17 protein-coding genes are annotated in these 18,237 nt (G+C 71.4%); 7 read left to right on the top strand and 10 right to left on the bottom strand.

Annotation, left to right across the window (positions count from 1 at the left end; translation table 11 throughout):
* The first annotated feature begins 79 nt into the window (after nt 1-79).
* The 3 genes from ABL310_RS09300 to choV all read left to right on the top strand — a co-directional run bounded on the left by ABL310_RS09300 (nt 80) and on the right by choV (nt 3,624).
* A complete protein-coding gene (locus ABL310_RS09300; protein WP_349371392.1) occupies nt 80-1,027 on the top strand; it encodes a choline ABC transporter substrate-binding protein in 948 nt (315 codons plus the stop codon).
* A 483-nt stretch (nt 1,028-1,510) separates the two neighbouring features.
* Nucleotides 1,511-2,362, top strand: coding sequence for a choline ABC transporter permease subunit (gene choW, locus ABL310_RS09305; protein ID WP_349371393.1), 852 nt, complete (start codon nt 1,511-1,513; stop codon nt 2,360-2,362).
* Nucleotides 2,359-3,624 (top strand): choline ABC transporter ATP-binding protein, encoded by a 1,266-nt coding sequence (gene choV / locus ABL310_RS09310; RefSeq protein ID WP_349371394.1) that lies wholly within the window; start codon nt 2,359-2,361, stop codon nt 3,622-3,624. The genes choW and choV overlap by 4 nt, the downstream gene beginning before the upstream one ends.
* A gap of 147 nt (nt 3,625-3,771) precedes the next feature.
* Here choV and ABL310_RS09315 read toward each other — a convergent pair whose 3' ends face one another.
* The 9 genes from ABL310_RS09315 to ABL310_RS09355 all read right to left on the bottom strand — a co-directional run bounded on the left by ABL310_RS09315 (nt 3,772) and on the right by ABL310_RS09355 (nt 13,747).
* A complete protein-coding gene (locus tag ABL310_RS09315; RefSeq protein WP_349371395.1) occupies nt 3,772-5,694 on the bottom strand; it encodes a beta-galactosidase in 1,923 nt (640 codons plus the stop codon).
* 29 nt (nt 5,695-5,723) lie between these two features.
* Nucleotides 5,724-6,341: a 2-dehydro-3-deoxy-6-phosphogalactonate aldolase gene (locus ABL310_RS09320; RefSeq protein ID WP_349371396.1), complete on the bottom strand. Its 618-nt coding sequence runs from the start codon at nt 6,339-6,341 to the stop codon at nt 5,724-5,726.
* Nucleotides 6,332-7,261 (bottom strand): 2-dehydro-3-deoxygalactonokinase, encoded by a 930-nt coding sequence (locus ABL310_RS09325; protein WP_349371397.1) that lies wholly within the window; start codon nt 7,259-7,261, stop codon nt 6,332-6,334. The genes ABL310_RS09320 and ABL310_RS09325 overlap by 10 nt, the downstream gene beginning before the upstream one ends.
* Nucleotides 7,258-8,031, bottom strand: coding sequence for an SDR family oxidoreductase (locus tag ABL310_RS09330; RefSeq protein WP_349371398.1), 774 nt, complete (start codon nt 8,029-8,031; stop codon nt 7,258-7,260). The genes ABL310_RS09325 and ABL310_RS09330 overlap by 4 nt, the downstream gene beginning before the upstream one ends.
* Entirely contained in the window at nt 8,028-10,088 is a 2,061-nt protein-coding gene (locus ABL310_RS09335) for an alpha-galactosidase (protein ID WP_349371399.1), read from the bottom strand. The genes ABL310_RS09330 and ABL310_RS09335 overlap by 4 nt, the downstream gene beginning before the upstream one ends.
* A complete protein-coding gene (locus ABL310_RS09340) occupies nt 10,085-10,933 on the bottom strand; it encodes a carbohydrate ABC transporter permease (protein WP_349371400.1) in 849 nt (282 codons plus the stop codon). Before ABL310_RS09340 ends, ABL310_RS09335 begins: the two co-directional genes overlap by 4 nt.
* Before the next feature lies 1 nt (nt 10,934).
* The gene (locus ABL310_RS09345; protein ID WP_349371401.1) at nt 10,935-11,294 is read right to left on the bottom strand and encodes an MmcQ/YjbR family DNA-binding protein; all 360 of its coding nucleotides are present in this window, start codon (nt 11,292-11,294) and stop codon (nt 10,935-10,937) included.
* Nucleotides 11,294-12,241 carry a sugar ABC transporter permease gene (locus tag ABL310_RS09350; RefSeq protein ID WP_349371402.1) on the bottom strand — a complete coding sequence of 316 codons (948 nt, stop codon included), beginning with the start codon at nt 12,239-12,241 and terminating at the stop codon, nt 11,294-11,296. The genes ABL310_RS09345 and ABL310_RS09350 overlap by 1 nt, the downstream gene beginning before the upstream one ends.
* Nucleotides 12,242-12,493: 252 nt before the next feature.
* Complete coding sequence (locus ABL310_RS09355; RefSeq protein ID WP_349371403.1) at nt 12,494-13,747, bottom strand: extracellular solute-binding protein; 1,254 nt, start codon at nt 13,745-13,747, stop codon at nt 12,494-12,496.
* A 150-nt stretch (nt 13,748-13,897) separates the two neighbouring features.
* On the opposite strand from ABL310_RS09355, the gene ABL310_RS09360 reads away from it, so the two are divergent.
* The 4 genes from ABL310_RS09360 to ABL310_RS09375 all read left to right on the top strand — a co-directional run bounded on the left by ABL310_RS09360 (nt 13,898) and on the right by ABL310_RS09375 (nt 17,719).
* Entirely contained in the window at nt 13,898-14,710 is an 813-nt protein-coding gene (locus tag ABL310_RS09360; protein ID WP_349371404.1) for an IclR family transcriptional regulator, read from the top strand.
* A gap of 19 nt (nt 14,711-14,729) precedes the next feature.
* Nucleotides 14,730-15,782 (top strand): sn-glycerol-3-phosphate ABC transporter ATP-binding protein UgpC, encoded by a 1,053-nt coding sequence (locus ABL310_RS09365; protein ID WP_349371405.1) that lies wholly within the window; start codon nt 14,730-14,732, stop codon nt 15,780-15,782.
* Nucleotides 15,783-15,878: 96 nt separating this feature from the next.
* Entirely contained in the window at nt 15,879-16,568 is a 690-nt protein-coding gene (locus ABL310_RS09370; RefSeq protein ID WP_349371406.1) for a thermonuclease family protein, read from the top strand.
* 80 nt (nt 16,569-16,648) lie between these two features.
* The gene (locus tag ABL310_RS09375) at nt 16,649-17,719 is read left to right on the top strand and encodes an SDR family oxidoreductase (RefSeq protein ID WP_349371407.1); all 1,071 of its coding nucleotides are present in this window, start codon (nt 16,649-16,651) and stop codon (nt 17,717-17,719) included.
* Between the two features lie 3 nt (nt 17,720-17,722).
* Here the strand turns inward: ABL310_RS09375 and ABL310_RS09380 are convergent, their stop codons facing one another.
* On the bottom strand, nt 17,723-18,232 hold the full coding sequence (locus ABL310_RS09380; RefSeq protein WP_349371408.1) for a DUF6653 family protein: 510 nt from the start codon (nt 18,230-18,232) through the stop codon (nt 17,723-17,725).
* Between the last annotated feature and the right edge of the window lie 5 nt (nt 18,233-18,237).

Genomic DNA, 18,237 nt, shown 5'->3' on the forward strand with positions numbered 1-18,237 from the left:
CGGCGGCGGCGGCGCATCCGCAGGCTGCTTCGCGGCTCGCGGAGCGCCACACGAGGGCCCGACCAGGAGAGACGACCCGATGACGATCCGCCTTCCCGCCCTGGCCGCCGCGAGCATGCTCGCGCTGTCGACCGCACCGGCCCTCGCGCAGGTCCCCGACGCCTGCCGCGCCCCGGTCTTCGCCGATGTCGGCTGGACGGACATCACGGCGACCACCGCCGCGGTCTCGGTCGTGCTCGAGGCGCTGGGCTACGCGCCGGAGGCGGAGCTGCTCTCCGTGCCGGTGACCTACGCCTCCCTCGCCAACGGCGACGTCGACGTCTTCCTCGGCAACTGGATGCCGACCATGGCCGCGGACATCGCGCCCTACCGGGAGGCCGGCACCGTCGAGGTGATCGAGACGCCGAACCTCGTCGGCGCCAAGTACACGCTCGCGGTGCCCGCCTATCTCGCCGAGCAGGGCCTGACGGACTTCGCCGACATCGCGGAGTTCCAGGAGGCGCTGGACGGCGAGATCTACGGCATCGAGCCCGGCAACGACGGCAACCGCCTCATCCAGATGATGATCGACGAGGACATGTTCGGGCTGTCCGGCTTCGAGGTGGTGGAGAGCTCCGAGCAGGGCATGCTCGCCCAGGTGCGCCGCGCCGAAGCGCGCGAGGAGCCGATCGTGTTCCTCGGCTGGGAGCCGCACCCGATGAACGCCAATTTCGACCTCGTCTACCTCTCCGGCGGCGACGACGTCTTCGGGCCGAACTTCGGCGGCGCCGAGGTCTACACCAACGTGCGCGCCGGGCTGATGCAGGAGTGCGAGAACCTCGGCACGCTCCTGACCAACCTCGAGTTCACCCTCGCGATGGAGAACGAGATCATGGGCGCGATCCTCGACGAGGGCGCCGTGCCGGCGGACGCCGCCCGCGCCTGGCTCGAGAGCAACGTGGACACCGCGCTCGCCTGGGTCGAGGGCGTCACCACCGTCGAGGGCGAGGACGGCGCCGAGGCCGTGCGGGCCGCGCTCGCGCAGTGAGGCGACCGGGATGCTCCCCTCTTCCTCGTGGCGCGCTGATGCACGCATTTCGTGCGGCAGGACGCCGGCGGCTGAGGGTGTGGAGTTTGCAGGCTCGACGCCTGTTGCTTCCTTCCCTGTAGGGGAAGGTGGCTCGGCGAAGCCGAGACGGATGGGGCGCGGCGCGCGAGCGACGCGTTCCGCGCAGCGGAAGCCCCCGGCGGCATCCGTCTCCCCCGTCGAATTCGGCTTCGCCGAACGCGCCTGCCGGCGCGCCCCATCCGTCACCGCGCTTCGCGCGGTGACACCTTCCCCTACAGGGAAGGAAAAGGTTCGGCGCACCCGCCGAGCACGCGGCTGGCGCCGACACCGGTAGGGTGGCGCACTGCAAGACGCCCCTAGCCCTTCACCGCGAGAGGGAGGGCAATCGCCGCTCGCGCGTCCCGACCGTCGCGGGCGACCGGCTACGACCTGCGGCGAAGACACGAGAAGGAATCCCCCGCCATGGACCCCGTCGCCTGGCTGACCGACAACAAGATCCCGCTCGGGCGCGCCATCGGCGACGGCGTGGATTGGCTCAACGACCACGCCGCCTTCGTCTTCTACGCGATCTCGGACGGGCTCGGCTTCGTCATCGACGGCGTCACCGACGCGCTCCTGTGGGCGCATCCGCTCGCGATCGTGGCCCTGTTCGGCGCGCTCGCCTGGATCATTCACCGGGACTGGAAGCTCCTCGCCCTCGTCGTCGTCTCCTTCCTGCTCGTGATCAATCTGGGCTATTGGGAAGAGACGATGGAGACCCTCTCCCTCGTCGTCTTCGCCACCGCTTTGTGCATGCTCATCGGCGTGCCGCTCGGCGTCGCGGCGGCGCACCGGGCCTGGCTCTACCAGGTTCTGCGCCCGATGCTCGACCTGACGCAGACGATCCCCACCTTCGTCTATCTCATCCCGACGCTGATCCTGTTCGGGCTCGGCGTCGTGCCCGGCCTGATCTCCACCGTGATCTTCGCCGTCGCGGCGCCCGTGCGCCTGACCTATCTCGGCGTCACCTCGACGCCGCGGGCGCTGATCGAGGCCGGCGAGAGCTTCGGCGCCTCGAGGCGCCAGATCCTCTGGAAGGTCGAGCTGCCCCACGCGCTGCCGACCATCATGGCCGGTCTCACCCAGTGCATCATGCTCTCGCTCTCGATGGTGGTGATCGCCGCCCTCGTCGGGGCGGGCGGGCTCGGCCAGCCGGTCGTGCGCGCGCTCAACACCGTCAACATCGCCATGGGCTTCGAGGCCGGGCTCGCCATCGTGCTCCTCGCCGTCGTGCTCGATCGCCTGTGCAAGCAGCCGCAGAAGGCTACCCGATGAAGGGCGACCCGATGAAGGGCCAAGAGATGACCCGCAAGATCGCCGTGCGCTTCGAGCACGTGGACCTCGTCTTCGGCGGCCGCCAGCGCGAGGCGCTGGCGCTCCTCGACCAGGGCCGCGACCGCGAGACCATCCAGAAGGAGACGGGCGCCGTGCTCGGCGTCGCCGACGCCAATCTCGAGGTCGCCGAGGGCGAGATCTCGGTGCTGATGGGGCTTTCGGGCTCCGGCAAGTCCTCGCTGCTGCGCTGCGTCAACGGCCTGAACACGGTTTCCCGCGGGCGGGTGATCGTCTCCGTCGACGGCGAGGAGATCGACGTCGCCCATTGCCGGCCCGCCGACCTGAAGCGCCTGCGCGGCAAGGGCGTCGCCATGGTCTTCCAGCAATTCGCGCTTCTGCCCTGGCGCACTGTGGCGCAGAACGTCGGCTTCGGGCTCGAGGTGAACGGGCGCTCGAAGGCGGAGATCGCCGAGGTCGTCGCGGAGAAGCTCGCGCTGGTGGGCCTCTCCGACTGGGCGAACGCCTACGGCCACGAGCTCTCGGGCGGCATGCAGCAGCGCGTCGGCCTCGCCCGCGCCTTCGCCATGGACGCGCCGATCCTGCTCATGGACGAGCCGTTCTCGGCGCTCGATCCGCTGATCCGCTCGAAGCTGCAGGACGAGCTCGTGCAGCTGCAGAAGGAGCTCAAGAAGACGATCCTCTTCGTCTCGCACGACCTCGACGAGGCGATGAAGATCGGCGACCGCATCTCGATCATGGAGGGCGGGCGGATCGTCCAGACCGGCACGCCGGAGGACATCGCGCTCAATCCCGCAAATGCTTATGTCGCGGAGTTCGTGGCGCACATGAACCCGGTCAACGTGCTGCGCGGCCAGAGCCTGATGACGCCGCTGGAGGCGCTCGCGCGCCTGCGCGACGGGCGCGTCGTCGCCGAGCCGCAGGGCGGCGTGACCCTCAAGCTCGGCGCCGACGGCGCGGTCGCCGGCGCGGCGGTGGACGGCAAGGGGCCGGCGGCGGTCCACGTCTACGACGGGCCGGACGGCCTCGACGCCGCCGGGGGCGCGGTGGTCGTCGTGCCGCCCGACGTCACCCTGCGCGAGGCGATCGAGATCCGCCGCCGCACCGGCGCGCTCCTCGTCGTCGAGAAAGACGGCCGCGCGGTGGGCGTGCTCGGCGAGAAGGAGCTCTACGACGGGGTTCTCGGGGCGTCCGAGGGGCGCGGCGCGGACGAGCCGGAAGAGGGCGCGTCGAGCGCGGCGTGAGGCGACACGCGCGACGCCGACATCTCCCCGCAGGGGAGGTGGGCCGGGCGAAGCCCGGTCCGGAGGGGATGGTGCCGCCTCGCGCTCCCGACCCGCCGGCCTTCGGCCGACTCCCTCCCCTGCGGGCAGAGCTCGGGGGCGTCGGCGTCACCCCACGCGCGTCCCCCACGCCACCCCCGCCGGCGGCAGCGTCCCCGTGAAGCCCGGCACGATTCCGTCGAGCGCCATCGGCTCTCCCGCGTAGTTCGTCACGATCCGCATCCCGCCGCGGTCGCGCACGCGAAGGCCATCCGGGAGGGAAAGCGTCTCGATGCCAGCGGCTTGGGCGAAGCGCCTCACGATCCGGTCGAGCGCGGCATCGTCCGGCCAGCCCGCGAGATAGGCGCGCTTCTGCGACCCGACGAGCGCCGGCGCGCCGTCGGCGCAGCGCTCCAGCACGGGCGCGTCGCCCTCCACGTATTCCCGCCAGAACCGGAAGGCGCCGCCGTCCGCCAGCGGAACCGGGCAATCCGCGCGCAGCGTCTCGACGCGCGCGACGCGGAGGTCGAGGCCGGGGACCTCCGGCGGGAGGGCGTCCGGAATGCGGAAGTCGCGCGTCTTGGCGCCCGTGCGCGGGCCGATCAGCGCGGCGCCGTCATAGGCCGCGAGGGCATCGCGCAGGGCCGCCGGCCAGGTCACGAGACCGGGCGCGAGCACCATGCGCCAGGGCGAGAGATCGGCGGTGTCGGGCGGGACGATGTCCACCGAGAGCCCGGCCCGGCGCAGGGTTCGGTAGACGTCCATCACGAGCCGGAAATAGTCGCACTCCGTCCCCTGCCGCTCGATCTCCCAGGCGAAGGCGGCTGCGTAATCGAAGACGAGCCCGACCGGGGACACCCCCGTCTCGGGCAGATCGCCGAGCTCGGCGGCGACCTCGGCCGCCTCGGCGAGGCCGGGGGCGGGGGCGCTGTCGGGCCGGAGCAGGCCCGCATGCATCTGTTCCTGCGCGAACGGCGCCTGTCGCCAGCGGAAGTAGCACACCGCCTCCGCGCCGTGGGCGATCGCCTCCCAGGTCCACAACCGCACCATGCCGGGCAGCGGTGCGGGATTGTGCGGGGCCCAGTTCACGGGGCCGGGCTGCTGCTCCATCACCCACCAGCGCCCGCGCCCCACCGCGCGGTAGAGATCGTGGTGGAAGGCCTGGAAATCCGGGTCCCCCTGCCGGGCGAAGCGGCGGCGGCGCTCCTCGTGCGTGTCGACCCGGTCCTCCAGGAAGCCGAGCGGATAGGAGTCCCACGAGGCGATCTCGAGATCGTGGCCCACCGCGAAATGATCGAAGGAGACGATCCGGCCCATGTAATTGTGGATCAGCGGCGCGTCGGTGTGGGCCCGCAGCGCCTCCGCCTGCGCGCGATTGAAGGCGACGACCTCGTCCGACAGGAAGCGGCGATAATCGAGCCGGTGGGAGGGGCTCGCCTCGGTGACGGTGAGGTTCGGCGGGTCGATCTCGTCGAAGCTCGCGTAGTCCATCGACCAGAACACGTTCCCCCAGGCGTCGTTCAGCGCCGCGATCGTGCCGTAGCGCGTCGCGAGCCAGCGCCGGAAGCCGGCCGCCGCGGCCGGGGAATAGCTCTCCACCGTGTCGTGGCAGCCGTATTCGTTGTCGATCTGCCAGGCGACGACGCGCGGGTCGCGCCCGTAGCGCTCCCCGAGCAGCCCTGCGATCCGCACGGCCTCGGCGCGATAGCCCTCGTGCGCGAAGCAATAGTGCCGCCGCGATCCGAATTTCCGCGTGCGGCCCTGCGCGTCCACCGCCAGCATGTCGGGATGGCGCGCGAGCATCCAGCGCGGCGGCGTCGCGGTCGGCGTGCCGAGCACGATCCCGAGCCCGGCCTCGGCGAGGGTTTCGATCGCCCGGTCGAGCCAGCCGAAGCGCAGATCTCCCGGCGTCGGCTCGAGCCGCGACCAGGCGAACTCGCCGATGCGTACGAGCGAGAGCCCGGCCTCGCGCATCCGCCGCGCATCCTCGGCCCAGAGGGTCTCGGGCCAATGTTCGGGATAGTAGCAGACGCCGAGCTGGGGGGTGGGCATGAGGGTCCTCGAGCCGGTGAGACAGGGGGTCAGCGCGCCGCCGCCGCGTCGTAGGCCGTCACGATCGCGCGCGCCCGCGCCGCGACCGCGTCCGCTTCGAGGCCGGGCTTGTAGAGCGCCGAGCCGATCCCGAAGCCGTCGGCGCCGGCGGCGAGCCAGGCGGCGAAATCGTTCGCCCCCGCGCCGCCGACCGCGTAGACGCGCGTGCCGGCCGGAAGGACGGCGCGCAGGGCCGCGAGGCCCGCCGGCCCCATCAGCGAGGCGGGGAAGATCTTCAGCCCGTCCGCGCCCGCCTTGAGAGCGGCGAAGCATTCGCTCGGCGTGAAGGCGCCGGGATAGCTCGACAGGCCGAGGCGCTTGGTCTCGCTGATGACCGCCGCGTCGGTATTCGGCGAGACCACGAAGGTCGCGCCCGTCTCCGCGACGGCGCGGACGTCGTCGGGCGTCAGCACCGTCCCGGCCCCGATCGCGGCATCGTCGCCGACGGCCTCGATCATGGCGCGGACCGAGGCGAGCGGGGAGGGCGAGTTGAGCGGGACCTCGATGCGCGCGACGCCGGCGGCGACGAGCGCGCGCGCCACGGGTGCGGCCTCCTCCGGCGTGATCCCGCGCAGGATGGCGATGAGCGGACGCACGTTCAGAAGCATCGGCCGATCTCCCGGTAGGCGGCGAGGAGGCCGGCGCGGGTGGTCTCGGCCCCGTCGTGGAGGATGGCGCCCTGGCCGAGCGCGCCGAGCGCCTTCGCGTAATGGTCCGCCAAAGCCGGCGCGCCGATGATCCGCACCGCGGCGACCCCCTCGCGCAGGGAAGCGATCGCGGCGAGCTCCGCGCCGATGAGAAGCCCGGAGAGCCGCGCCCGGCACTCGCCGGCGATCGCGCCTTCGAGCAGCTGACCCGCGCGGATGCCGAAGAGCGCCACGGGCAGGGTCTCGGGTGCGGCCGCGCCCTCGACGACGGCCGCGGCGAAGAGGCCCTCGTCCCAGTACGGGTCGACGCTGTGGCGCAGCACGGAGCGGGTGGAGAGGAGATCGAACAGCTCGCCCGTCATCGCCGTACGGAAAGCCTCGATGCGCCCGTCGGCGATGCGCGCCCATTTCGTGTGCGTGCCGGGCAGGCAGACGAGGCCCTCGAAATCGGGCTCGGCGGCGAGGAGGCCGGCGATCTGCGTCTCCTCGCCCCGCATCACGTCGGGCGGGTCGTCCTGGGCGACGCCGGGGAGGATCGCGACGTCGACGAAGTCGAGCATGGTGGGCACGTACCGCGCTTCGCCGCGCGGCGCCGTCGGGACCCGCAGGTAGGACGCCTCGCGCCAGCCCTGGCGCGCGCCGACCATGCCGCAGGCGACGACGGAAAGCTTTCTCGCGCCGTCATCGATCGGAACCCACGGCCCGATGGCCTCGAACAGCGCCTGCTCGAAGGCGTCGCGGTCGGCGAGCGCGTTCATGCCCGCCTCCGAGCGGATCTCGCCGATCACGGTCTCGCCGACCATCGCCCAGCCGCGCAGATGCGTGGTGCCCCAGTCGAGGGCGATCCAGTCCGCGAAGCCGTCATGGAGCTCCTGGCTCATCCGGTCACCACCACCCCGCCGTCGATCACGAGCGCCTGGCCTGTCATCATGCGGCTCGCCTTCGAGGCGAGGAAGAGCACGCCGCCGACGATGTCCTCAGGCGAGAGATGCGCCTTCAGGCACTGCTTGTCGAGATGGGCGGCGAGGTCGTCGGGCGTCGCCCACAGCCGCCGCTGCCGCTCCGTCAGCACCCAGCCCGGCATCAGGGCGTTGACGCGGATGCGGTCCGGCCCGAGCTCGCGGGCATGCGCCCGGGTCAGGCCCGTGATCGCGGCATTGGCGGCGACATAGGCCGGGTAGCCGGCATTCCCCATCATGTAGCTGATGGACGACATGTTGACGATCGCGCCGCCGCCGGCCGCGCGCATGCCGGGCGCGACCGCCTTCGTCGCGAAGAAATAGGGGCGCAGGTTGATCGCCTGGTTGGCGTCCCAGGCCTCGACCGTCATCTCTTCGGTGGTGTGGCGCGCATCGTTGGCGGCGTTGCTCACGAGCGCCGTCACGGGCCCGTGCGCGGCTGAGGCCTCGGCGACCGCCGCCTCGAGCGCGGCGACGTCGGTGAGGTCGCAGCGGATGAAGAGCGGGCGCGTGCCGGTCTCGCGCTCCATCGCCTCGCAGAAGGCGGCGGCGTCCGAGCGCTGGACGAAGGCGACCTTCGCGCCCTGGCGCAGGAAGCCCTCCGTGATCGCAGCCCCGATGCCGGAGCCGCCGCCTGTGACGAAGACCGAGGCGCCCTTCAGGTCGGGATAGACGGCGGTCGCTTCGCTCATGGCAGACGCTCTCCTTCGACGACGAGGACGCTCTCGGGTCCCTGCAGCGGCGGCGCGAGACCCGCGCCCGTCAGCGCCGCGCCCGACATCTCGATCGCGCGCCCCCCCTTCAGGGGGTGGTCGCCGCGGGACAGCGGCGAGACGTCCTCGGGATTCGCGAGCCATAGCCGATAGCGGGCCGCGGGCTCCAGGCCCAGGAGGCGCAGGCGGGACGGGAGAATTCGCGCCGGCGCCCCGAGCTGCGCGAGCCACAGGGCGAACCGGTCGCCATCGGGCGCGATCGCCAGCTCGGCGAGGCGAGCCGGGTCGTCCGTGTCGAGCCGCAGCCGCCGCGCCGGCATCAGCCAGTCGCGCCGCCCCTTCCACCAGCAGACGACCCGCGCGAGCGTCTCCGCCTCCCCCGAATCGAGGGAGCGTGGATCCATCTCGAAGCCGAGATGGCGCTGCGCCGCGGTCCAGGCGCGGAGGCTCATGGGCAAGGTGCGGCCGGAGGTGTGGCAGGTGCGCGGGCCGACATGGCTGCCGGTGACCTCCGGAACGAGGAAGGGCAGGGCCTCGTGCTGGATGCGCAGGCGCTCCAGCGCGTCGTTCGAATCCGACAGCCAGACCCGCTGCGTGCGCGCGAGCGCCCCCCAGTCGAGCCGCCCGCCGCCCGAAGCGCAGCTCTCGATCTCGACATGCGGGTGCGCGGCGCGCAGGCGCTCGACGAGCGCGGTGAAGCCCTGCGCCTGCCGGTGGTCCGGGCCGGGGAGGGCGCGGTTGTGATCCCATTTCAAGTAGTCGATGTCGTGGGCGGCGAGCAGCGCGTCGAGCCGCGCGAACAGGTGATCGCACACCTCCTCCCGGGCGACGTCGAGGACGAGCTGATGGCGCGCGAGCGGCTGGTCCGGCGGTCCCAGTATCCAGTCCGGATGCGCCCGGGCGAGATCGGAATCCGGGCTCGCCATCTCCGGCTCGACCCACAGGCCGAAGGTCATCCCCAGCGCGCGGACATGCGCGATCAGCGGGTCGAGCCCGTCCGGGTATTTCGCCCGGTCGACCTCCCAGTCACCGAGGCTCGTCGTGTCGTCGTTCCGGCCTTTGAACCAGCCGTCGTCGAGGACGAAGCGCTCGGCGCCGAGCGCGGCGGCGCGGGTCGCGATCGCCTGGAGCTCGGCGACGTCGTGGCGGAAATAGACCGCCTCCCAGCTGTTGGCGTGGACCGGCCGGGGCCGCGCGGGATCGGGGAAACGCACGACGCGTCGGCGCAGGTGACGGTGGAAGGCGTCGGTGACGCCGTTCACGCCCTGCGCCGACCGGGTGACGTAGAGCGGCCCGGCGACGACGTCCTCCGCGCCGTCGGGATGCAGCATCGGGCCGATGAGCACCTGGCGGCGCCCGTCGGCGAGCGTCTCGGCCACGAGCCGGTGGCCGGTCGATTGGCCGAGCGTCAGGGCGAAGACCTCGCCCTCGCTGTTGCGCAACGGCCCCGCGGGCATCAGCAGGCCCGGATAGGCCTCGTGCGAGGTGCGCCCCTCGCGCACCTCGACGGCGTGCGGCCCGGCCTCCCAGGCGAGCTCCCGGCGCCGGAACTCGCCGATCCAGCGGCCGCCGAAGGCGATCGCCGCCGCGCCCGTCGGCGGGCCGGGGAGGGCAGGCGCGGCGAGGAAGCGTACGCGCGCGCCCTGGATGCGGGCCGAGAGGACGAGCACGTCCGTTTCCGCGTCGGCCTCGACGCTCAGCGTGTAGCGCACCCCGTCGCCCGCAAAGACGGCGTCCAGCCGCCGGCCTTCCTCGTAGGCCACGTCCTCCAGCGCGAGGCGCGGGGCGGCCGACCCGAGATCCGCGCCGAGCACGCCCGAGGTCCCGTCGCCGGCGAGCGGGCAGATTGTCAGCGGCGCGCGCACGTCGCGCATGCCGCCGGTCACCTCGAGCGGCAGCAACGCGGCGGCGAGCGCCGCGCATTCCTCGTCCGCCGGGAGGGGCGCACCCCAATGGGCGACCTCCGGCAGGCCGCCCTCGCGGCTCGCCAGAACGAGCGTCTGCGCCGGCGTGTCGAGACGCCAGACATGCCTCATTTCACGGCTCCGAGCGTCAGGCCGGCGATGAAGTGGCGCTGCATCAGGAAGAACATCAGGACCGGCGGCAGCGCGGCCACGATCGAGCCGGCGCTCATCAGGTGATAGGCGGCGCGATATTGCGAGTTGAACGCCGTGATCCCCGCCGTCACCGGCTGCGAGTCGACGCCCTGGGTGAGCACGATCGCCCAGAAGTAATCGTTCCAGACGAAGGTGAAGATCAGCACCGAAAGCGCCGCGATGGCCGGACGCATCAGGGGCAGCACCACGTACCAGAAGATCCGGATCTCGGAGACGCCCTCCACCCGCGCCGCCTCGATCAGCTCGCGGGGCAGCGCACGGATGAAGTTCCTCATGAACAACGTGCAGAACCCCGCCTGGAAGGCGACGTGGAAGAGCACGAGCCCGGTCTTGGTGTCGTAGAGCCCGAGGCCGAGGGTGAGCTCGCGCACCGGCACCATCAGGATCTGGAAGGGCACGAAGTTGCCGGCGACGAAGACGAAGAACACCGCGAGGTTCGCCTTGAACTTGTACACGCCGAGCGCGAAGCCCGTCATGCAGGCGAGCCCGACCGCGCCGATCACGGTCGGAACGGTGATCAGCACGGAATTGAGCAGGTAGCGCGGCATGTCCGACTGGAAGAACACCGCGCCGTAATTCTCGACGAAGTCGAAGGAAGACGGCCAGCCCCAATAGTTCGCGTTGGCGAAGTCCGCGTCCGGGCGGATGGAGAAGATCGCGACCGCGATCAGCGGCAGCAGCCACAGGATCAGCGCGAACGGCAAGAGCGCCTGATAGGAGAGGCGCGCGGCCGGCGAGGCCTTCTGGACGGGGGTGGGGAACATGTCAGGCGCCCTCCCGCGCGGGCAGGGCCGCGCTCACCCTCTTCGGCAGCTTGGCGCGCACGAGGTCGTAGGAGATCGCGATGCGGTGCGCGAGCTCGTCCTGCGCGACGTCTTCCGGGAGCAGCAGCCAGGAGCGGTGGAAGTACGGCGCCCGCGCGCCCACCCCCGCCTCGATCAGCATCTGCGCCGTCTCGACGTCGGCGCACTTCACGGCGACGCCGGGCGTGACCGAGCCGAAGCAGGCGAACATCTTGTCGCCCACCTTCCAGGCCTCGTGCCCGCCGCCCCACGGATCGGAGGCCTCGGCCCCGGGGAGGCTCTCGCAGATCGCGGCGACGCGCTGGCGAAGGGGTCCGCTCATCACACCCCCTTCTCGTCGCGATACATCTTGGTGAGGAAGAAGGCGATGTAGATCATCATGATCAGGAACAGCACCACCGCGATCGCCGCCCCGTAGCCCATGCGGAAGCCGTATTCGGACAGCGCCACCTCGAACATGTAGTAGGCGAGCACCCGGCTCTCGCCGAAGGGGCCGCCGGCGGTCATCACCGACACGAGGTCGAAGGAGCGCAGCGCGCCGATGATGGTCACGACGAAGGCGATGAAGGTCGCGGGACGCAGCTGCGGCAGCACGACGTACCAGAGCATCCGCCAGCCCTTGGCGCCGTCGAGCCGCCCGGCCTCGATCTGCTCGGGATCGACCGCGTTGAGGCCCGTGAGATAGAGGATCATGCAATAGGCCGTCTGCGGCCAGAGCCCCGCGGCGATGATGCCGTAGGTGACCAGGTCCGGGTCGCCCAGCACCGCGACGGGGCCCAGCCCGAACACGCCGAGGAGCTCGTTGAACAGGCCGAAGGTCGGATCGTAGAACCAGGCGAAGACGAGGCCGACGACGACCTGACTGATCACGAAGGGAAAGAAGAACAGCGACTTGTAGATCCGGATGCCGGCGACGGTCTGGTTCAAGAACAAGGCGATGAACAGTCCGGCCGGGATGGCGAGCAGGTAGAGCACCAGCCAGATCACGTTGTTGCGCAGCGAGGTGTAGAACGCGTCGTCCCACCAGAGCTCCTCGTAATTGCGCAGGCCCACCCATTCCTTCGCCCCGAGCCCGTCCCACTCGTAGAACGAGATCTGGAAGGACTGGACGATGGGAAAGATCACGTAGAGCAGGAACATCGCCGCGCCGGGCGCGAGGAACAGCCAGGGCGCGAGCTTGAGCTGATTGCGCCGCCAGTAGCCGCCGAAGGCCGTGGGCGCCTCGGCCTTGCGCGCGGCTTCCTTCGGCGGCGTCGCGACGGCGACCATCGGATCACTCCCGGAGCGGTGCGGCGGACGAGGGGGGCGGGCGGCTCGGAGGTCGTCCCGGGCGCCGAAGGCGACCCGGGACCCGGAACAGCGGACGTGCTCCTTGCGGCCCGGAAAGGCCGCATCGCGGTCCCCCACCGGCGGCTCCCTCCATCGGCGGTTCCGCGACGCGGCGTGAACGCCGCGAGAGAGCCGATGGAGGATCTGGGTCCCGGGTCCGCTTTCGCGGCCCGGGACGGCAGGCGAGCCGGCTCAGTACACCCGCTGGCGCACGCGCTCGAGCCGCTGGAGGATGGCGTCCAGGTTGTCCGGGCGGACCATGAACTCCTGGAAGCCCTCCATGCCGGCCTTCGCCATCTCGGCCGGCGCGTCGCGATCGAAGAACTGGGCGAGCGCGTGCGCGTTCGAGAGCATCTCGAAGCCCTCCGCGAGGAACTCGTCGTCCTCGATCGTCGCAGCCGAGTTGATCGGCAGCTGGCCGAGCTGGGCGTTGATGATCGACTGGTTCTCCGCATCGACGACGTAGCGCAGGAAGGCGCGGGCGGCCTCCTTGTTCTGCGCCTGGGCGGGGATGTGGAACGTGTCCGTCGGCGCGTCCTCGGCCATCGGGATGCTGTCGTCGATCGCCGGGAACTGATGGAAGCCGATCTGGTCGTCCGTGAGGCCCGCCTCGCGCAGCGGCGCGACCACGAAATTGCCCATCAGGTACATCGCCGCGTCGCCCTGGACCATGAAGGGCAGCGCCTCCTGCCAGGAATAGGAGGTGTGGTTGTCGATGTAGGCGTTCATGTCGATGAGCTCGCGCCAATTGGCGAAGGTCGCCCGCACGCGCTCGTCGGTCCACGGCACCCGGCCGGCGGTGAGGTCCATGTGGAACTCGTAGCCGTTGGTGCGCAGGTTGATGTAGTCGAACCAGCCGGCGGCGGTCCAGAGGAACTTGGTGCCGATGGCGAAGCACTTGACGCCGTTGTCGAGCAGCGTCTGGCAGTTGTCCTTGAACTGGTCCCAGGTCTCCGGCTCGGACAGGCCGTACTGCTGGAACAAGTCCTCGCGATAGTACACGCCCCACTGATAGTAGGTGTACGGTACGCCCCACTGCTTGCCGTCTATCGTCATCGAGGCCTTGCTCGATGCGAGGAGGCGCGAGGTCTCCTCGTCCCACAGGTCCGAGACGTCCTCGAGCAGGCCCGCCTCGACATAGGGCGCCATGCGGTTGCCGGCGTGCCAGGTGGCGACGTCGGGGGCGTTGGCGGAGAGGAAGTTGCGCAGCTGGGTCTTGTAGGCCTCGCGATCGATGATCGTGGTCTCGATGGCGAGATCCGGATGCATCTCCTGGAAGCGCGCGATCATGTCCTCCATCGTCGCCCGAGGCGCCGGGTTCGACGTGTCGAGGAAGATCCGCAGATCCCCGGTGAGCGGCTCCTGCTGCGCCGAGGCCGGCCCGGCGAGGCCGACGAGCATGGTCGCGGCGGCGAGGGCGGCGAGGGTGGTCTTGGCGATGGGCATCTGGTTTTCTCCCGGAACTCGGTTTCACATATTGAAACCTTGTTTTGATTATTGAAAACGATGCCCCTCGTCGTTACGCTTGTCAATCACAAGAGCGCAGGGCGGCCGTTCGCGTCCCGATCCTGCGCCGGGGGATGGAGACGCGAGAGGATGGACAAGCCCGCCGGCGGTACGGTCGGAAAGGCGCTGGGGCTGCTCGACGAGGTGGCCGCCTACGGCCGCCCGGTTCGCTTCGCGGAGCTGCTCGCGGGCAGCGACCTGCCGAAGGCGACGCTCTACCGGCTGCTGCAGACCCTCGTCGGGCAGCGGATGCTCGCCTACGACGAAGCGAGCCATGCCTACGCGCTCGGATCGCGGCTGATCCGGCTCGCCCACGCCTCCTGGCAGCAGACCACGCTCGCCCCGCTCGCGCGCGCGCACCTCGACCGGCTGTCGCGGGCCATCGGCGAGACGGTGCACCTCGCCAAGCTCGACAACGGGCAGGTCCTCTACGTCGACAAGCGCAACGCGGCGCGCCCGATCCCGATGTTCTCGGACGCCGGCAAGATCGGCCCGGCCTATTGCACCGGCGTCGGCAAGGCGATGCTCGCCTTCCTGGACGAGCCGGCGCTCGAGCGGGCGTTGGCGCAGCAGAGCTGGTTCCCCCACACGCCGCACACGCACACGAGCCCGCAGAGCCTGCGCGCCGAGCTCGCCGCGATCCGCGCCGAGAGCGTCGCCTTCGATCGCGAGGAGCACGAGCCGCAGATCATCTGCGTGGCCGCCCCGATCCTCGACGCGAGCGGGCGTCCGCTCGGGGCGATGTCGGTGACCTCCTCGACGCTGCGGCATTCCCTCGCGGACCTCGCGGCGTTCGCGCCGCGGCTGCGCGAGACGGCGCAGGCGGTCGCGCGCGAGGCGGCGGCCTACACCTTTTCCGGCGCGACGCGCCCGGACCATCGCCCCGCCGACGGCGGGGCCTGATCCCGATGGAGCCCGACTCATGACCGGCGTGGTCCTGCAACAGGTGGTGAAGCGCTACGGCGAGACGCAGGTGATCCACGGCGTCGATCTCGCCGTCGAGGAGGGCGAGCTGTGCGTCTTCGTCGGGCCCTCCGGCTGCGGGAAGTCGACGCTGCTGCGCATGATCGCGGGCCTGGAGGAGACGACGGACGGCGCCATCGCCATCGCCGGCGAGGACGTCACGCGTCGAGATCCGTCCGAGCGCGGCGTCGCCATGGTCTTCCAGACCTACGCGCTCTATCCGCACATGACGGTGGCCGAGAACATGGGCTTCGGCCTCAAGATGACCGGCCACCCCCGCCAGGAGATCGCGCAGCGGGTGACCGAGGCGGCGCGCATCCTGCGGCTCGAGCCCTATCTCGATCGCAAGCCGAAGGCGCTCTCGGGCGGCCAGCGCCAGCGCGTGGCCATCGGGCGCGCCATCGTGCGCGACCCGAAGGTGTTCCTGTTCGACGAGCCGCTGTCGAACCTCGACGCGGAGCTGCGCGTGGAGATGCGCGTCGAGCTCGCCCACCTGCACAAGTCCATGGGCGCGACGATGATCTACGTGACCCACGACCAGGTCGAGGCGATGACGCTCGCCGACAAGATCGTCGTGCTGCGCGCCGGGCGCATCGAGCAGGTGGGCTCGCCCCTCGCCCTCTACGAGGATCCGGGCAACCGCTTCGTCGCGGGCTTCATCGGCTCGCCGTCGATGAACTTCCTCGAGGGCCGGGCGGGGGAGGGCGGCGTCGTCGTCCCGGCGCTCGGCCGCACGCTCTCGACGGGCGCACGGCTGCCGGCCTCCGGCGTCGTCACGGCGGGGCTTCGCCCGCAGGACCTCGAGCTCGTCGAGGGGACGGCGCTGACGGTCGATCTCGTCGAGAATCTCGGCGGGCATTGCCACGTCCATTGCGACGCGCCGAACGGCGAGCGGGTGGTGGTCGAGACCAAGGGCGTGCGCGCGCCGCGGCCCGGAGCGCAGGTGGAGGTCCGGGTGGACCCGGCACGGCTCTACCTGTTCGACCCGGAGAGCGGGGCGCGGTTGCGCTGACGCTGCTCTACCGCGGGGTGCGTGCTCGCGCTCGGGTGGCGGGTGCGTTTCGTTTGCAAGTTGTAAAGCGGCGGCGATTCGGGCCAAGTCGCGGGCATGCGCCCGCTCGTCGTCTCGATTCTCGCCGCTTGCCTTCTCACGGTTGTGCCCGCCCGCGCCGCGCCGGGCGACCGGCTCGAGGGCGTCGCCTCCCGCATCGTCGACGGCGACACGCTCGACCTCGGCAGCGGCGCGGGCGCCGTGCGCATCCGCCTCTTCGGCATCGACGCGCCGGAGGCGGGCCAGACCTGCCGCGGCGCGAGCGGCAGCGCCTACGATTGCGGCCGGGCGGCCACGCGTCGGCTCGCGGAGCTGGCGGCGGGGGAGCGGCTCGTCTGCGAGGAGCGCGACCGCGACCGCTACGAGCGCATCGTCGCGATCTGCCGGCTCGGCCGGATGAACCTGAACCACGTCCTCGTGCGCGAGGGGCTCGCCTACGCCTATCGGGAGTACAGCGACCGCTACGTCGAGGCGGAGGTCGCGGCCCGGCGCGAGGAGCTCGGCGTCTTCGCCGGCGCTTCCGTCCCGCCCTGGGAGCACCGCCGCGGCGGCGGGCTCGACGTGGCCGAGGCCGGGCCGAACGGCTGCGTCATCAAGGGCAACGTCTCCCGCTCCGGCCGGCGGCTCTACCACACGCCGGAGAGCCCGGACTGGGCCCGCACCCGCATCGATCTCTCCAGGGGCGAGCGCTGGTTCTGCGACGAGCGCGAGGCCCGCGCGGCGGGGTGGGTGAAGGCGCATCGGTGAGGCGGCCTCCCGCCGCGCCCCCGGAACCTCCCGCCGGGCGCTCCGTTCCCGTCCCGATCTCACGGACAGGAGCACGCCCCATGACCCGCCTGAAGCCGCTCGACGAGCAGACGATCGTCCTCACCGGCGCCACGAGCGGCATCGGCCTCGTCACCGCGCGGCGCCTCGCGGCGCACGGCGCCAACCTCGTGATCGCCGCGCGCAACGGGGATGCGCTGGAGGGGCTCGCGCGGGAGCTGCGCGAGGGCGGGGCGCGAGTGGCGACCTGCGTCGCCGACGTCGGCGAGGAGCGCGACGTCGGCCGCATCGCCGACCAGGCGATCCGCACCTACGGCGGTTTCGACACCTGGATCAACAATGCGGGCGTGGCCATCTACGGGCGCATCGACGAGGTCTCCGTCGAGGACATGCGTCGGCTGTTCGACACGAACTACTGGGGCACCGTCTACGGCTGCCTCGCCGCCGTGCGGCATTTCGAGAAACGCCGCGGGCCGGGCAAGATCGTCAACATCGGCTCGGTCCTGGGCGATCGCGCCATCCCGCTCCAGGGCCCGTATTCGGCCTCCAAGTCCGCGATCCGCGGCTTCACCGAGGCGCTTCGGATGGAGATGGACGCGATCGACGCGCCTGTCTCGATCACGCTGATCAAGCCCTCCGCCATCAACACGCCCTATCGCGAGCACGCCAGGAACTATCTCGACCGCGCGCCGATGAACCCGCCGCCGGTCTACGCGCCCGAGACGGTGGCCCGCGCGATCCTCCACGCCTGCGAGCACGACGCGCGCGATCTCGTCGTCGGCGGCGGCGGGCGAGCGATCGCCGCCGCCTCCAGCCTCGCCCCGCGCATGGCGGACCGGGTCATGGCGCGGGTCATGCCGCGGCTGCAGAAGACGAGCGAGCCGCACGATCCCCGCAGCGGCGACAGCCTCTACCGCCACGGCCGGGACGGCGCCGAGCGCAGCACCTATCCCTACACGTCGAACACGGCCGCCTATACCGAGGCGGTCATGCACCCGGCGCTCACCACCGCCGCCCTCGCCGCCGCCGGCGCGGGGCTCGCGGCGCTCGTCTACGCCCGCGGCGAGGGCGGATCACGGCCGGCGACCGGCCCGCGTGGGCGGCGCCCGCACGCCGTGATGCACCGGCGCTGAGGGTCAGCGCAGCCAGGCTGCGTAGCGCGGCTCCCTCTCCCGCATGTCCTCGTAGAGCCACACCATGCGATCGAGGAACCAGAGCTTGCCGGCATAGACCAGCGCCATGCCGAAGGCGGTGGGCCAGGGTTCGAGCGCCCACAGGCCCCACGCCAGGAAGGGCACGCCCGCGGCCGAGACCGCGGCGAGGCGGTGCGCCATCCGCACGTGATGCGCGGGCACGGGGATCGTCTCGCGGGCGAGGAGCACGCGCTCGCCGAAAGTGGCTTTCGAGGCCCAGGTGTCGGTCGAGCGCGGGCGCGGCGCGAGGCGGGGGTTGGCCCAGACGAACAGCGCCACCGCCGCGAGCGCGGCCAGCGCCCACCAGCCGATCCAGGCGCGCGACCAGATCGCGAGCACCGCGAGCGGCAGGCCCAAAATCATGCGCGAATAGACGCTGATCGGGTGGGCGTGCCGTTCCCACGCCGCCTCGTCCATGGCCATCAGGCGCTCCGACGCCTTGTAGAGATCCATCGTCG

It is taken from the genome of Salinarimonas sp. (assembly GCF_040111675.1).
Taxonomy (GTDB): domain Bacteria; phylum Pseudomonadota; class Alphaproteobacteria; order Rhizobiales; family Beijerinckiaceae; genus Salinarimonas.

What these genes read in the sequence shown, in the direction of transcription:
- ABL310_RS09300 (WP_349371392.1), top strand. Translation starts at nt 80, where the DNA reads ATGACGATCCGCCTTCCCGCCCTGGCCGCCGCGAGCATGCTCGCGCTG.
- choW (WP_349371393.1), top strand. Translation starts at nt 1,511, where the DNA reads ATGGACCCCGTCGCCTGGCTGACCGACAACAAGATCCCGCTCGGGCGC.
- choV (WP_349371394.1), top strand. Translation starts at nt 2,359, where the DNA reads ATGAAGGGCGACCCGATGAAGGGCCAAGAGATGACCCGCAAGATCGCC.
- ABL310_RS09315 (WP_349371395.1), bottom strand. Translation starts at nt 5,694, where the DNA reads ATGCCCACCCCCCAGCTCGGCGTCTGCTACTATCCCGAACATTGGCCC.
- ABL310_RS09320 (WP_349371396.1), bottom strand. Translation starts at nt 6,341, where the DNA reads ATGCTTCTGAACGTGCGTCCGCTCATCGCCATCCTGCGCGGGATCACG.
- ABL310_RS09325 (WP_349371397.1), bottom strand. Translation starts at nt 7,261, where the DNA reads ATGAGCCAGGAGCTCCATGACGGCTTCGCGGACTGGATCGCCCTCGAC.
- ABL310_RS09330 (WP_349371398.1), bottom strand. Translation starts at nt 8,031, where the DNA reads ATGAGCGAAGCGACCGCCGTCTATCCCGACCTGAAGGGCGCCTCGGTC.
- ABL310_RS09335 (WP_349371399.1), bottom strand. Translation starts at nt 10,088, where the DNA reads ATGAGGCATGTCTGGCGTCTCGACACGCCGGCGCAGACGCTCGTTCTG.
- ABL310_RS09340 (WP_349371400.1), bottom strand. Translation starts at nt 10,933, where the DNA reads ATGTTCCCCACCCCCGTCCAGAAGGCCTCGCCGGCCGCGCGCCTCTCC.
- ABL310_RS09345 (WP_349371401.1), bottom strand. Translation starts at nt 11,294, where the DNA reads ATGAGCGGACCCCTTCGCCAGCGCGTCGCCGCGATCTGCGAGAGCCTC.
- ABL310_RS09350 (WP_349371402.1), bottom strand. Translation starts at nt 12,241, where the DNA reads ATGGTCGCCGTCGCGACGCCGCCGAAGGAAGCCGCGCGCAAGGCCGAG.
- ABL310_RS09355 (WP_349371403.1), bottom strand. Translation starts at nt 13,747, where the DNA reads ATGCCCATCGCCAAGACCACCCTCGCCGCCCTCGCCGCCGCGACCATG.
- ABL310_RS09360 (WP_349371404.1), top strand. Translation starts at nt 13,898, where the DNA reads ATGGACAAGCCCGCCGGCGGTACGGTCGGAAAGGCGCTGGGGCTGCTC.
- ABL310_RS09365 (WP_349371405.1), top strand. Translation starts at nt 14,730, where the DNA reads ATGACCGGCGTGGTCCTGCAACAGGTGGTGAAGCGCTACGGCGAGACG.
- ABL310_RS09370 (WP_349371406.1), top strand. Translation starts at nt 15,879, where the DNA reads ATGCGCCCGCTCGTCGTCTCGATTCTCGCCGCTTGCCTTCTCACGGTT.
- ABL310_RS09375 (WP_349371407.1), top strand. Translation starts at nt 16,649, where the DNA reads ATGACCCGCCTGAAGCCGCTCGACGAGCAGACGATCGTCCTCACCGGC.
- ABL310_RS09380 (WP_349371408.1), bottom strand. Translation starts at nt 18,232, where the DNA reads ATGGATCTCTACAAGGCGTCGGAGCGCCTGATGGCCATGGACGAGGCG.